Origin of the sequence: Serratia marcescens subsp. marcescens ATCC 13880, from assembly GCF_017299535.1 — a bacterium.
GTDB lineage: Bacteria > Pseudomonadota > Gammaproteobacteria > Enterobacterales > Enterobacteriaceae > Serratia > Serratia marcescens.
The window spans coordinates 232,699-246,960 of record NZ_CP071238.1 but is presented as its reverse complement, the minus strand read 5'-3'; the positions used below and the strand labels follow the sequence as shown (position 1 = coordinate 246,960).

The 14,262-nt window shown below is 60.9% G+C and carries 13 protein-coding genes; 3 read left to right on the top strand and 10 right to left on the bottom strand.

The window, feature by feature from the left end; all coding sequences use genetic code 11:
- Positions 1–13: 13 nt before the first annotated feature.
- The 7 genes from ubiB to udp all read right to left on the bottom strand — a co-directional run bounded on the left by ubiB (position 14) and on the right by udp (position 7,233).
- Complete coding sequence (ubiB, locus tag J0F90_RS01125; RefSeq protein WP_004934451.1) at positions 14–1,645, bottom strand: ubiquinone biosynthesis regulatory protein kinase UbiB; 1,632 nt, start codon at positions 1,643–1,645, stop codon at positions 14–16.
- Positions 1,642–2,250 (bottom strand): ubiquinone biosynthesis protein UbiJ, encoded by a 609-nt coding sequence (gene ubiJ / locus J0F90_RS01120; RefSeq protein ID WP_016929450.1) that lies wholly within the window; start codon positions 2,248–2,250, stop codon positions 1,642–1,644. The genes ubiB and ubiJ overlap by 4 nt, the downstream gene beginning before the upstream one ends.
- A 13-nt stretch (positions 2,251–2,263) precedes the next feature.
- Positions 2,264–3,019 (bottom strand): bifunctional demethylmenaquinone methyltransferase/2-methoxy-6-polyprenyl-1,4-benzoquinol methylase UbiE, encoded by a 756-nt coding sequence (gene ubiE, locus J0F90_RS01115; RefSeq protein ID WP_004934443.1) that lies wholly within the window; start codon positions 3,017–3,019, stop codon positions 2,264–2,266.
- Positions 3,020–3,097: 78 nt separating this feature from the next.
- Positions 3,098–4,645: a DNA recombination protein RmuC gene (gene rmuC / locus J0F90_RS01110; protein ID WP_033638977.1), complete on the bottom strand. Its 1,548-nt coding sequence runs from the start codon at positions 4,643–4,645 to the stop codon at positions 3,098–3,100.
- 140 nt (positions 4,646–4,785) lie between these two features.
- Positions 4,786–5,316: a DedA family protein gene (locus tag J0F90_RS01105; RefSeq protein WP_033638978.1), complete on the bottom strand. Its 531-nt coding sequence runs from the start codon at positions 5,314–5,316 to the stop codon at positions 4,786–4,788.
- Positions 5,317–5,395: 79 nt separating this feature from the next.
- A complete protein-coding gene (locus J0F90_RS01100; protein ID WP_016929452.1) occupies positions 5,396–6,178 on the bottom strand; it encodes a tyrosine-protein phosphatase in 783 nt (260 codons plus the stop codon).
- 293 nt (positions 6,179–6,471) lie between these two features.
- Positions 6,472–7,233, bottom strand: coding sequence for a uridine phosphorylase (gene udp / locus J0F90_RS01095; RefSeq protein WP_004934432.1), 762 nt, complete (start codon positions 7,231–7,233; stop codon positions 6,472–6,474).
- A 486-nt stretch (positions 7,234–7,719) separates the two neighbouring features.
- On the opposite strand from udp, the gene J0F90_RS01090 reads away from it, so the two are divergent.
- Positions 7,720–8,547, top strand: a complete 828-nt coding sequence (locus tag J0F90_RS01090) for a dienelactone hydrolase family protein (RefSeq protein WP_033638980.1) — start codon at positions 7,720–7,722, stop codon at positions 8,545–8,547.
- An 84-nt stretch (positions 8,548–8,631) separates the two neighbouring features.
- Here J0F90_RS01090 and metE read toward each other — a convergent pair whose 3' ends face one another.
- Positions 8,632–10,920 (bottom strand): 5-methyltetrahydropteroyltriglutamate--homocysteine S-methyltransferase, encoded by a 2,289-nt coding sequence (gene metE, locus J0F90_RS01085; RefSeq protein WP_080286901.1) that lies wholly within the window; start codon positions 10,918–10,920, stop codon positions 8,632–8,634.
- A 90-nt stretch (positions 10,921–11,010) separates the two neighbouring features.
- Here metE and metR point away from each other — a divergent pair, with 90 nt between their 5' ends.
- A complete protein-coding gene (gene metR, locus J0F90_RS01080) occupies positions 11,011–11,955 on the top strand; it encodes an HTH-type transcriptional regulator MetR (RefSeq protein WP_016929455.1) in 945 nt (314 codons plus the stop codon).
- Positions 11,956–11,970: 15 nt separating this feature from the next.
- Here metR and J0F90_RS01075 read toward each other — a convergent pair whose 3' ends face one another.
- Positions 11,971–12,831: a carboxylate/amino acid/amine transporter gene (locus J0F90_RS01075; protein ID WP_016929456.1), complete on the bottom strand. Its 861-nt coding sequence runs from the start codon at positions 12,829–12,831 to the stop codon at positions 11,971–11,973.
- 151 nt (positions 12,832–12,982) lie between these two features.
- On the opposite strand from J0F90_RS01075, the gene J0F90_RS01070 reads away from it, so the two are divergent.
- Entirely contained in the window at positions 12,983–13,312 is a 330-nt protein-coding gene (locus J0F90_RS01070; protein ID WP_016929457.1) for a hypothetical protein, read from the top strand.
- Here the strand turns inward: J0F90_RS01070 and J0F90_RS01065 are convergent.
- Positions 13,293–14,249, bottom strand: coding sequence for an AEC family transporter (locus J0F90_RS01065; protein WP_033638983.1), 957 nt, complete (start codon positions 14,247–14,249; stop codon positions 13,293–13,295). The two genes, J0F90_RS01070 and J0F90_RS01065, sit on opposite strands and share 20 nt — an antisense overlap.
- Between the last annotated feature and the right edge of the window lie 13 nt (positions 14,250–14,262).

Genomic DNA, 14,262 nt, shown 5'->3' with positions numbered 1-14,262 from the left:
GTAACGAATTAAATCAGGTGGTTCGCTTCCAGCCAATCACCCAGCATACGATGCCGGCGGCCATCATCCAGGCGGGAAACACCTCGATTTGCCCCAGCAGCAACAGCGTGCCGCTTACCAACAGTGTAGCGCCAACGCCGAACAAATAACGTGACTGCCCCTGACGAACCCGCTGAGCCTGCATCTGGTTGGTCAGCTTATCAACGCTTTGTTGCAACAGTTTATGCTGCTGCAGGCTGTCGTAAAACAGCTCGGGCAGTTCCGGCAGCTTCTCCGCCCAGAACGGCGCTTTCTCTTTCAGCGCACGCACCACGGCGGGAATGCCGACCTGATCGCGCAGCCAGCTCTCGAGGAACGGCTTGGCGGTAGTCCACAGATCCAGCTGCGGGTAGAGCTGACGCCCCAGACCTTCAACATACAGCAAGGTCTTCTGCAATAACACCAGCTGCGGCTGCACTTCCATATTGAAGCGTCGTGCAGTGTTGAACAGGTTCAGCAGCACGTTGCCGAAGGAAATCTCCGCCAGCGGCTTCTCGAAAATCGGCTCGCACACGGTGCGGATGGCGAATTCGAAGTCTTCCACGTTGGTGTCGCGCGGCACCCACCCGGAGTCGACGTGCAGTTCCGCCACCTTGCGGTAATCGCGATTGAAGAAGGCGATGAAGTTTTCCGCCAGGTAGCGTTTATCATCCTTGTTCAGCGAACCGACGATGCCGCAGTCGATACCGATGTAGCAAGGATCTTCCGGATGTTCGTAGCTGACGAAAATATTACCGGGATGCATGTCCGCATGGAAGAAGCTGTCGCGGAAGACCTGGGTAAAGAACACCTGGACGCCGCGTTCCGCCAACAGTTTCATGTTGGTGCCCTGCTGTTCCAGCGTGGCGATGTCCGAGACCGGAATGCCGTAAATGCGCTCCATCACCAATACGCTTTCGCGGCAGTAGTCGGAATAAACTTCCGGTACGTACAGCATTGGGCTGCCGTCGAAATTGCGGCGCAGCTGAATGGCGTTAGCCGCTTCGCGCAGCAGGTTCAACTCGTCCAGCAGGGTTTTCTCGTACTCGCGTACCACTTCGCGCGGGCGCAAACGGCGACCGTCCGGCAACAGCTTCGGCACCCAGCCTGCCAGCCGGTACATCAGACGCACGTCGGCCTTGATAATCGGCCCGATATCCGGCCGGATCACCTTCAGCACCACTTCCTGGCCGGTGGTTTTCAGCCGCGCGGTATGCACCTGCGCGATCGAGGCAGAGGCCAGCGGCTGCTGATCGAAGTCATCGAACCAGGTCTCCAGCGGGCCGCCCATCGCCAGCTCGATATGCTTACGCGCCAACGCGCCATCGAAAGGCGCCACCCGATCCTGCAGCAGCGTCAGCTGATCGGCAATGTGAGGCGGAAACAGATCGCGGCGGGTCGACATCATTTGGCCGAACTTGATCCAGACCGGCCCCAATTCCTGCAGCGCCAGCCGCAGACGTTCACCCAACGGTTTGTCCTTATGCCGATTCGGCATCCAGAACAGCAGCCGGCGGCCAAAGCGCAGCGGCAGCGTCAAACGCATTTTAGGGATCAGCTCGTCCAGCCCGTAGCTGAGAAAAACGCGGACGATAAAATACAAACGGCGCAGTTCGCCTGGGGTCATCGCTTGCCCTCCAACTTGTCCATGCGGGCAGACAGCGCCTCCGCGCTGCGGGCGAGTGCGTCAACTTCTTCGTTGAACCACACCACTTCCAGCGGCCCCGGCGCCAGGCGCCACTCTTCGGTCAACGCCTCCGCCATCCCCTGCTGCCGGCGCATAAAACCGGCTTTCAGCAGCGAGGCGCCTTTACCCAGCGCCTGTGTAATGCCTTGGGCGGCAATATCGCCGATGTAGGGCGCCAGCCATTCCGCCGGATCCCACTCCGCCAGATCGAGCAGGCCAACCAACTGTTGCACCACCTGAATATCGCCTTCCACCGTCAATTCGCCGCTGCGCATCAGCACCGGCAGTTGCTGGCGATCGCGCAGCTTAAGTAAGGCAGGAATGCGGCTACGCACGGTGCAATCGGCGCTGTCTTCAGACTGCCCCAGCACATCCACGCGCAGTTCGCTGAACACCAGCACCAGCGGTGAAGCCAGCTCTTCCAGTTCGATGCGCAGCACCTTGCCCGCCAGGCGTTGGCGGGCGGCTTTCATGCTGCGATCGCGAAACAGCAGGTTATTCAGCGAGGTTTCCAACGCGCCGGTCAGCAGAGGGGTAAACAGCATCAGCATCTCCCTCTCAGAACTTGAAGCCGCGATGCAGGGCGACAATCCCACCGGTCAGGTTGAAATAGGTGACGTTTTCAAAACCGGCGTTGCCCATCATGCCCTTCAGGGTTTCCTGATCGGGGTGCATGCGGATCGATTCCGCCAGGTAGCGGTAGCTGTCAGGATCTTTCACCACCAATTCGCCGATCTTCGGCAGCACGTGGAAAGAGTAGGCGTCATAGGCTTTGCTCAGCGGCGCCAGCAGCGGCTTGGAGAACTCCAGCACCAGCAGACGGCCGCCCGGTTTCAGCACGCGGAACATCGAGCGCAACGCTTTGTCTTTGTCGGTGACGTTACGCAGGCCAAAGGAGATGGTGATGCAATCGAAGTAATTGTCCGGGAACGGCAGCGCTTCGGCGTTGGCCTGCACGTAATTGATGTTGCCGACGATGCCGCGATCGCGCAGCTTCTCACGCCCCATCTTGAGCATCGAATCGTTGATGTCCGCCAGCACCACCTGCCCCTGCTCGCCGACCATGCGGGAGAACTTGGCGGCCAGGTCGCCGGTACCGCCGGCCAGATCCAGCACGCGCTGCCCGCGGCGCACGCCGCTGCAGTCAATGGTGAAACGCTTCCAGATACGGTGAATACCGAACGACATCAGGTCGTTCATCACGTCATACTTTGCCGCTACCGAATGAAAAACGTCCGCCACCATGGCCTGTTTTTCGTCTCTAGCGACGGTGCGAAAACCGAAATCGGTGGTTTCCTGCGATTGATCTGCCATTGTCCTGCCTGCTATTCAGTCAATTTTGTGTGGATGAGTGTACCAGAAGCCCGGGAAATACCCCACCTCGCCACGGCCTCAGCCGTGCGAAACGAAGCCCGATTCCCCGGCGGTATCGTCATCGTCGTTCGTCTGCGGCAGCGCGGCGACATCATCGTCGTTCGCCTCTTCCGCTTCATCGTGTTGCGCGCCGGCTTGCTGCGCCAGCAGCGGGTTTATCGGCCGTTTGACTTCAACCCCCAGCGCGCGGAAACCTTCAATTTGGCCGATAAGATTACCACGGCCTTCGCTCAGTTTGTTCATCGCCTGACGATAACTGCCCTGCGCCTTGTCCAGGCTCTGCCCCAGTGCGGACATATCGTCCACGAACAGCCGCATCTTGTCATACAGTTTCGCCGCGCGATCGGCGATACGCTGGGCGTTCTGGCTCTGATGCTCATAGCGCCACAGGTTGGTGATGGTACGCAGCGCCACCAGCAACGTGGTCGGGCTGACCAGCATGATGTTGTGCTTAAGCGCTTCGCTGATCAGCTCCGGCTCGCGATCGATAGCCAGCAGGAAGGCGGGCTCGACCGGAATGAACATCAGCACATAGTCCAGAGAACGCAGCCCCGGCAGCTGCTGGTAGTCCTTGCGGCCCAGCATGCGGATGTGGCCGCGCAGCGAGGCAATATGTTCGCTCAGCGCCGCTTCGCGCGCCGCCTCATCCTCGCCGTTGAAATAGCGCTCGTAGGCGATCAGCGACATCTTGGCATCGATCACCACATCCTTGCCCTGCGGCAGGCGCACGATCACATCAGGCTGCATGCGGCTCTGATGATCCACCCGCACGTTGACCTGCGTTTCATACTCATGCCCTTCGCGCAGACCGGAGGCCTCCAGCACCCGGCTCAGCACCACCTCGCCCCAGTTGCCCTGCGTTTTGTTGTCGCCTTTCAGCGCCTTGGTGAGGTTGATCGCCTCACGCGCCATCTGTGCGTTCAACTGCTGCAGATTGCGTATCTCATGCGTCAGCGTGTGGCGCTCCCGCGCTTCCTGGCCGAAGCTGTCCTGCACCTGACGGCGAAAACCGTCCAGCTGTTCGCGCAACGGCAGCAGTAAACGATCCAGGCTTTGCTTATTTTGCTCGTCAACCTTGCGGCCGCTGTGTTCAAAAATGCGGTTGGCGAGGTTTTCAAACTGGGTGGTGAGGCGCTGTTCGCTGTTGATCAGCAGACGCTGTTTCTCCTCCGCCGCCATGCGCGTCTCTTCCAGACGGATGGTGACTTCGCGCAGCTCAGCCTCCTGCGCGCTGTTAACCTCGCGCTGGGCGCGCAGCTCTTGGTTGAGCAGCTCGCATTCGTTGCGCCAATGGGTGAGCTGTTGCAGCTTCTCATGCCCGGCCGCCAGTTGGCTGTGCAGATTGCGCAGCTCCAGCTCGCTCTGGCGCAACTGCTGCTCGTGGCGCTGTAGCGTTTCCTGCCGCACGGCCGTTTCCTGCTGCGCCTGCTGCAACGCTTGCTCCAGCAACCGCAGTTCGGTTTCATGTTGCGCATGCGTCTGCTGCACCCGCAGACTGGCGATCAGCCACCCCAACAGCATGCCGATCGCGACGCCGCCAATCCCATAAATCAGACTGGTATCCACCCTGCCTCCTGTTGCACCTAGCCGTTGCGGCGTTTTGCTCGCCCATTGCCCGTCACGTTAAGGGGAGGCTGTATGGATGTCCAGCCTGATTTTGCCGGCCGCGCACAATATTGCGCGGCGCTGCGCAATTTAGCGAGAAATCAGCCCAGCCACTGGCTGAGCCACTGGATGCCGAATGCCCCCGGCGCCAGAATGCCAAACGCCCAGATCATCGCCGACGTGACGTTGGCCAGCTGGAAATAGCGCTGCGGCATGCCGCAAATGCCGCCCACCAGCGGCACCACGGCGCGCAGCGGGCCGAAGAAGCGGCCGATGAAAATGCCCAGCACGCCCCAGCGCTCGAAGAAGGCGTGGCCGCGCGCCAGCAGCTGCGGATTGCGCGACAGCGGCCACATATGGGCCACGCGATCCTGATAGTGATAGCCGATCCAGTAAGAGAGCCAGTCGCCGAAAAACGCCCCGGCGGCGGCGGCGGCCCAAATCGGCCAAAAGGCGATGCCGCTTTCGCCGATCAGCGCGCCCAGCGCCAGCAGGATCACCGTGGCCGGCAGCAGCAGCGACAAAAACGCCAGCGACTCGCCGAACGCCAGGAAGAAAATGATGGGAATGGCCCAGCCTTCGTGCTGACGCACGACATCGCTGACCCAGTTGATAACGTCATTGAGGCTCAATACGGGGCTCCTGATACGCGATGGTTCGCCGCCTAGGATAAGCCGGGGCGAGTTAAACCCCGGCTAAACACGCGGCAATTTACTCGAGGTAGAATGCCTGCAGTGCTTCACGCTGGGCCGCGCCCAGGCCGTATTCCGCTTCCAGCCAACGGTCGGTGGAGCCGTATTGCCGGCGGATGCAGCCCAGCGCCGTCATCAGGAACTCCTCGCGCGCGCTGAGCACGTAGGCGAATTGCTCCAGCGCCGCCGCATTCAGCTTGATAGAGAGCTGATCCAGCATCTGTTCGCGGAAAGTGGCCAGCGTGGTTTCGGTCAGCAGATAGTCTTCCAGCACCGTCGCTTCGTCGGCCCCCAGCGCGAACAGCACCAACGCCGAACCGACCCCGGTGCGATCCTTGCCGACCGCGCAGTGTTGCACGATCGCGCCGCCGCCAGGGTTGCTCAACAGCTGCGCCAGCCGCTGATAGGCCGCATTGCCGAACGGCAGACGGCGATACAGCTCCAGCATGAACGCCCGAGCGTCGAAAGCGGCCAGCGTTTCGTTGGTGAGCTTTTCCAGGTTGGCGTTAACTTCGCTGCTCAGCGGGTTGGCCGGCACATGGTGATAGTCGGCGCCATTCCACAGAATATCCGGTTTGGCCTGCACCTCGTCGGCATCGCGGTAGTCCAGCACCGAACGCACTGGCACTCCAGCGAGGAAAGTGCAGTCGTTTTCCGTCAGCCGCTCGAGAGAACCGGAGCGGAACAGCAGGCCGCGTTTGATGCGGCGCCCGTCGGCCACGCCGTTGCCGCCGAAGTCACGGAAGTTAATGCCGCCGTCGAGCGGCGCAAGCGAAGGATGAAGCAGGATCTGGGCGGTCATAAACGTCCTCGTTGTTTTTGTTATGACAACGCGCGGCAGCCATCGGCGCAGCGCTGAGGAGTATCACCGTAACAGATTAGCCGCAAATGGAAAAACGGGCCGCGTCGGCGGCCCGTTCAGTTCGTTGACAAAGGAGGAAAAAACGCGGTTTTTCCTCCTTTGTGGTCATCAGCCGAAAATCAATGAATTGATTTTCCCTGTTTGTTATCCGCAGCTCTTTGCAAACCCGGCAATGGCATGAGGTTGATGACAAACCTCAACAGGCGCGTCGGCGGCCCGTTGAGGGGAGGCGATTACAGCAGACGGCGGGCGGCGTCCACCACGATCTGCACCGCTTTGCTTTCGGTGTTTTTCATGGTTTCTGCGTTCGGGATCTCTTGCTGGGTGCGGTTAACGATCACCCCAGCCACCATGCCGGCGCGCAGGCCCTGGCTGGCGCACATGGTCAGCAGCGTGGCGGATTCCATTTCATAGTTCATCACGCCCATCGCCTGCCACTCTTCCATCGAGCCTTTAAAACGGCTGACCACGCGGCCGGAGTAGGTGTCGTAACGTTCCTGACCTGGGTAGAAAGTATCGGAAGAAGCGGTTACGCCAATGTGGGTGGTCGCGCCGCTGGCTTTGGCCGCTTCCACCAGCGCGGTGGTGCAGGCGAAGTCCGCGACCGCCGGAAACTCCATCGGCGCAAAGTGCAGGCTGGCGCCGTCGAGGCGTACCGCCGCCGTAGTCACCAGCACGTCACCGACGTTGATATTGGCCTGAATGGCGCCGGTGGTGCCGATGCGCAGGAAGGTGCGAATGCCCAGCTGCGCCAGCTCTTCCACCGCGATAGAGGTAGACGGGCCGCCGATACCGGTGGAGCAGACGATCACCGCCTTGCCGTCCAGCTCTGCGCGCCAGGTGGTGAATTCACGATGGGAGGCCAGATGCACCGGATTTTCCATCAGCTTGGCAATCTTCTCTACGCGCTGCGGATCGCCCGGCACGATGGCAAGCTGGGCCCCTTGTAAATCGTTCTTGGTGAGGCCGAGATGAAAAACGTCAGACTGAGACATATGAGACTCCTCATGGATCATGTTTATTGGGAGGAACAAAAAAGCACTCTACTGAAAATCGCCGTTTAATTTCGTGACGATAGTCACTATGAAAAGAGAAACAAATTACATGCTACATATTTTTTGTGAATTAAGTCACAAAAAACCCATTAATGAGCCGCCCTCAAACCGCTAAACCTCAGTCTAGCCGATAAACCTTGCCGCTCCCTGCCCGTTGGTTGCCGACTGAAACTATTTAGCGCATCAATTCGAAATACCCCCATCTTATCGGTTGCTTAGGGACAAAAAAGCCCTCTAACGCACCTTATGGCACTTACGCGGGCCAAAACGCGTAATAACATGATAAAAAGCGCTTAAAAATGCCGCAAAGCCAGATAATTAGCCGTTTTTTATCGACTTGTCCGAAAGTGCGCCACGCAGCGCCAATAATGGGTAATCTTTCCTATAGTTAATCTCAGCGCTTTTTTCTATTGCACGGAGACCGCAATGAAAACCGAACATGTGATGACATTAGAACAGGCTCAGGGGGGATTCGCCCCGGCCGCCGCGCCGTTGGCCACCTCCGCGATTATCACCGACGAACAGGGCATTCACGCCGGGCAAACGACCATCCCTTCTCAGGGCGACGCGCTGCCGGCCTACGTCGCCAAACCCGCCGACCATAACGGCCCCTTTCCCATCGTGCTGGTGGTGCAGGAAATCTTCGGCGTCCATGAGCACATTCAGGATCTGTGCCGTCGCCTGGCCAAGCAGGGCTATCTGGCGATCGCGCCCGAGCTCTATTTCCGCCAGGGCGATGCCAACGACTACAGCGATATCGGCGAGCTGTTCCAGCAGTTGGTGACCAAGGTGCCGGATCGTCAGGTGTTGTCCGATCTGGATCACGCCGCGCACTGGGCTATTCGCCACGGCGGCGACGCCGGCAAACTGGCGATCACCGGTTTCTGCTGGGGCGGCCGCATTACCTGGCTGTACGCGGCGCACAACCCGCAGTTGAAGGCGGCGGTCGCCTGGTACGGCAAACTGGTCGGCGAGAAAACGCTGAATTCACCGAAGCATCCGGTCGATGTCGCCACCCACCTGTCAACGCCGGTGCTGGGGCTGTATGGCGGGCAGGACAGCGGCATTCCGCTGGAGACGGTGGAAACCATGCGTCAGGCGATCCGCGCCGCCAACGCCGAGGCCGAAATCGTGGTATATCCTGGCGTCGGGCACGCATTCAACGCCGACTATCGCCCCAGCTACAACGCCGAAGCGGCGGAGGACGGCTGGCAGCGCATGCTGGCGTGGTTCGCCCAGCACGGCGTCAAATAATGTCCCTCGCATAAAAAAGGGCGCCGAAGCGCCCAATCATCACACCAGTAAATCTATAAGCGGCGGTTCATCCGCCGCACGGCATCACGCGTGCTCGCGCAGGCGCTGCGCCGCCAATACCATGTTGGCCAGCGACTGCCGGGTTTCCGGCCAGCCGCGAGTTTTCAGGCCGCAATCCGGATTGACCCACAGGCGTTCCGCCGGGATGTTCTGCGCCGCTTTACGCAGCAGCGCTTCGATCCATTCCACGCTCGGCACGTTCGGCGAGTGGATGTCGTAGACGCCCGGCCCGATTTCGTTCGGGTATTCGAACTCTTTGAAGGCTTCCAACAGATCCATATCGGAACGCGAGGTCTCGATGGTGATCACGTCGGCGTCCAGCGCGGCGATAGAGTCCATGATGTCGTTGAACTCGCAGTAACACATGTGGGTGTGGATCTGGGTGTCATCCCGCGCCACGGCGGCATTCAGTTTGAAGGCGTCCACCGCCCAATTCAGGTAGGCGGCCCAGTCGGATTGGCGCAGCGGCAGCCCCTCGCGCAGCGCAGGTTCGTCGATCTGGATGATGCCGATGCCGGCTTTTTCCAGATCTTCCACCTCGTCGCGCAGCGCCAGCGCAATCTGCTTGGCGATCACTTCGCGGGTCACGTCTTCACGCGGGAACGACCAGCACAGGATGGTCACCGGCCCGGTCAGCATGCCTTTCACCGGTTTGTCGGTCAGCGACTGGGCGAATTTGGCCCATTCGACGGTGATGGCTTCCGGGCGGCTGACGTCACCGATGATGACCGGCGGCTTCACGCAGCGGGAGCCGTAGCTCTGCACCCAGCCGTTCTGGGTAAACACGAAGCCGTCGAGGTTCTCGCCGAAATACTCCACCATGTCGTTGCGCTCGGCTTCACCGTGCACCAGCACGTCCAGCCCGAGACGTTCCTGCTCGACAATCGCCTGTTTGATGTGCTCACCGATGCTGGTGCGGTAGTTATTGCCGTCCAAACGGCCCTGTTTGAAGTCGAGACGCAGGCCGCGGATCTCGGTGGTCTGCGGGAACGAACCGATGGTGGTGGTCGGCCAGGCCGGCAGGTTGAAACGCTCGCGCTGCGCCCTGGCGCGCTCGGCGTAAGCGCTGTGGCGTTCGCTGTCCTGCGCGGTGATCGCGGCCAGCCGGCGCTCAACCTGTGGGTTATGCACACGGCTCGACTGACGGCGGGCGCGGATCGGCGCGCTGTAGGCGTCCAGTTCAGCCTGTTTCGCCGCGTCAGGCGCGTTCAGCGCCGAGCTCAACAGCGCCAGTTCGGCGCATTTTTGCAGCGCGAAGGCGAACCAGCTTTTCACTTCTTCGTCCAGACGGCTTTCCACGCTCAGGTCGATCGGGCTGTGCAACAGTGAACAAGAAGAGCCAATCCACAGCGGGCGAGTCCCCACCAGCGGCTGCAGACGCTCAAACCAGCGGCTCAGATCGGCGCGCCAAACGTTGCGGCCGTTGATCACCCCCAGTGACAGCAGCCAGTCTTGCGGCAATGCGGCGCTCAGCGCGGCGATATCGTCATGACCGGCGACCAGATCGACGTGCAGCCCCTGCACTTGCAGGGTGCGAATGGTGTCGAGGTTATGGCCGACGCTGTCGAAATACGTGGTCAACAGCAGCTTCACCTGCCCCTGCAGCGCATCGTAAGCCGGTTTGAACGCGTCCAGCCAGGCTTGCGGCAGCTCCAGCACCAGCGCAGGCTCGTCAATTTGCACCCACTCAACGCCGCGCTTCGCCAGCTCGACCAGCACCTGCTGGTAAACAGGCAGAATCTCTTTCAGCAGCGACAGGCGGTCGAACGGTTCACCCTTCACTTTCCCCAGCCACAGATAGGTCAGCGGACCCAGCAGCACCGGCTTGATGCGATGGCCGAGCGCCAGCGCTTCATCCACTTCGTCCAACAGCTGAGTCCAGCCCAGCTTGAACTGCTGGCCTTGCTGGAATTCGGGCACCATGTAGTGATAGTTGGTGTTAAACCATTTGGTCATTTCCGCCGCGGCCGCCGGCTCGCCGGTCGGTGCGCGGCCACGGCCGATGCGGAACAGCGTGTCCAGATCGATCGAGCCATCCGCATTCTGATGGCGCGCCGGCACGTTGCCCAGCAGCAGGCTGGTGGTCAACACATGATCGTACCAGGCGAAATCGCCGACCGGCACCAAATCCACCCCGGCCTGCTGTTGCTGTTGCCAATGACGAGCACGCAGCTCGCGGCCAACCGCCAACAGCTCTTCCTGCGTTGAGTTGCCGGCCCAGTAGCTTTCCTGAGCTTTTTTCAGCTCACGTCGTAGCCCAACGCGAGGAAAACCCAGTGTGTGATTCAAAATTGCCATCGTCATATTCCCCATTTAGCCGTCCAGATGTTTACACATCCATAATCAGCAGGTACTGTATTAACCACAAGCGCAATTTATTCACTGTCAATGTGAAGGACTCTCATGATCGAACTGAAACATTTACGGACGCTGCAGGCTCTGCGCAACAGCGGTTCGCTGGCGGGGGCGGCGGCCCAACTTCATCAGACGCAGTCTGCCCTGTCGCACCAGTTCAGCGATCTTGAGCAACGTCTGGGCTTCAAGCTGTTCGTGCGCAAGAGCCAACCGCTGCGCTTCACCGCCCAGGGCGAGATCCTGCTGCAGCTGGCGGAACAGGTGCTGCCGCAGATCCAACAGGCGCTGCAGGCCTGCCACGAGCCGCACCAGACCACGCTGCGCATCGCCATCGAATGCCACAGCTGCATTCAGTGGCTGACGCCGGCGCTGGACAACTTCCGCCAGCGTTTCCCGCAGGTGGTGATGGACTTCACTTCCGGCGTGACTTTCGATCCGCAGCCAGCCCTGCAACAGGGCGAGCTGGATCTGGTGATGACGTCGGATATTCTGCCGCGCAGCGGCCTGCACTATTCGCCGATGTTCGATTTCGAGGTGCGTCTGGTGCTGGCGCCGGATCATCCGCTGGCCGGCAAGCCGCACATCGAGCCGGAAGACTTGAGCGATGAAACGCTGTTGATTTACCCGGTGCAGCGCCAGCGGCTGGATATCTGGCGGCATTTCCTGCAGCCGGCGGGCGTTAACCCGGCATTGAAGAACGTCGATAACACACTGCTGCTGATCCAGATGGTATCGGCGCGGATGGGGATTGCGGCGCTGCCGCACTGGGTGGTGGAGAGTTTCGAACGGCAGGGGCTGGTGGTGACCAAAACCCTGGGTGACGGCCTGTGGAGCCGCCTGTACGCCGCCGTGCGCGACGGCGAACAGCGCCAGGCGGTGACCGAAGCCTTTATCCGCTCGGCCCGCCAGCACGCCTGCGATCATCTGCCGTTCGTGCGCGATGCGGCACGCCCCGGCGCGACCGGCGCCAAAGCGTTGGCGGCCGGCGTATAAACTGCCGGCCCCCGTTTAGCCGAGCTGTTTCGGCGCCACCCAGCGGCGGTGTACCCACAGCGAAGCGACGATCACCGCCCCGCCGATGATAAAGCTCGGCCAGTGCGGCTGCTGCTGCCAGATAGCCAGGTTGACCAACAAGCCGGCCGGCACATGCATGTTGTTCATGATGCCGAGCGTGCCGGCATCCACCTGCGTCGCGCCGTAGTTCCACATGAAATAGCCCAGCCCCGACGCCACCACGCCCAGCCAGATCAGCACGCCCCACTGCAGGTTGGTGGTTGGCAACTGCTGCGGATTGCCCCACAGGAACCAGGCCACTACCGCCACCGCCGCCGCCCCCAGGTAGAACCAGGAAAAGGCGGTGTGCTGCGGCAAGGGGTGCACTTCCATCAGGCGCTTATAGCCGACCATGCCGATGGCGAAGCTGATGTTCGCCGCCTGCACCAACAGCAGCCCCCACCAGAAGTGTTCGCTCAGTTGGTGATAGCGAATGATCGCCGCGCCCAGCACCGCCAACAGCGCGCTGAACACATAGCCCCAGCGCAGACGGCGGCCGCTCAGTAAGTCGTAGATCAGCGTGATGTACAGCGGCGTCAACACGGTGAACAGCAGGAATTCCGGCACCGTCAGGTAGAGATAGGCGCGGAAGCTGAACAGGTACATGATGCCCAGCTGGAAGGCGCCCACCAGCATATACAGCAGGATCACCCTGGGCTTGATATTGCGCCAGCGCAGGAACGGCAGGAACACCAGCGCCGCCAGCCCGATGCGCACCAGCGCCGAGAACCCGCTGTCGACATGGCCCGCCAGGTACTCGCCGATCAGGCTGAAAGAAAACGCCCACAGGATGGTGGTTATAACCAAAAGCAGCACGATGGGTTCACCCTAAAAAGACCGAAAGGGCGATTGTAACGGAAGATGGACGCATAAGGGGATGAAAGGCGGTTTACATCTGAACAAAAGACAAACTACCGGCAAAATTTCACCGCTGGGTTAGGCTTAGTAAAAAGGCGAGGTAACCATCATGAAAACATCTCACATTCTGTTCGCTCTGCTGTTGCTGCCAGGGTTGGCGGCGGCGGCCAACGGCGTAACCGACCTGCGCTCACAGCAGCAGTTACTCAACCAAAACAGCCAGCAGGCGCAGCAACAGCGCTTGTTGAACAACCGGCAGATGGATCAACGCCGCCTGCAGCAACAGCGACAGTTCGACAATCAACGGCAACAGCTGTTGCAAACCACGCCGAACGGCGGGCAACTGCTGCCTAACGGCAACCAGCCGCGCGATCCGTTCAATCGCACCGCGCCGGCGGTGCCGCAGGCGCCGCTGCCGGCTACGCCCGCACGCCCATAACGGTGAGGATCAGCGGCGTGGTGATCGCCGCCAGCACGGTGGACATCACCAGGCTGGTGGCGGCCGGGCCGGTGAGCGTATTGAACTGGCGCGACATCAGGTAGACGTTCACCCCCACCGCCATCGACCCAAGCAGCACCACAACCCGGGTCTCCATCGGCGGCAGATCCATCATCCAGGCCAGCAGCCAAATCACCAACGGCTGTACCAGCAACTTCAGCACGCAGATGGCGCTGCTCAGCTGCCAGCCTTCGCTGATGCGGTACTCGGCGAGCCCCATGCCAAGCACCACCAGCGACAGCGGCGCCGCCACCTGGCCGAGCATGCTGACCGGTCGATCGACGAAGTCCGGCAGCGGCAAGCCGGTCAGGCTAAACAACGTGCCGGACAAAATGCCGACGATCAGCGGGTTGGTCAGCACGCTGCGCGCGGTTTTAGCGAAGCCGCCCAGCGTCGGCGAGCCGTTGCGCGCCCATTCGATCGACACCGTCACCAGCGTCCACAGGATCAGGCCGTTGAACACCAGCACCAGCGCCACCGACGGGATCGCCGCCTGCCCCAGCATTACGCCGGCGATCGGTAAACCGAGCATCACGTTATTGGAGAAAATACCGCCCAGCGCAAACACCGATCCGGCGACGCCATCCAGCCGGAAGAGGTGCCGGGCGACCAGGCGGCCAAGCACGAATACGATCAGGCAACTGCCGAAGAACGCGATCAACAGCCGGGCGTCGACCGCCGGGCGCTGCGAGAAGTCGCACATCATGCGAAACAGCATGGCGGGCAAGGCGAGGGAAAACACGAAACGCGTCAGGCCATCGGTGATGCTGGAGGGCCATTTCCCCCAGCGAATCAGCCCATAACCCAACGCGATCAGGGCGAACAGCGGTAAAGACAGCACGATCTGGTGCCACAGTGACATCATAAAGCCTGGCATCGCATTCCTTCCG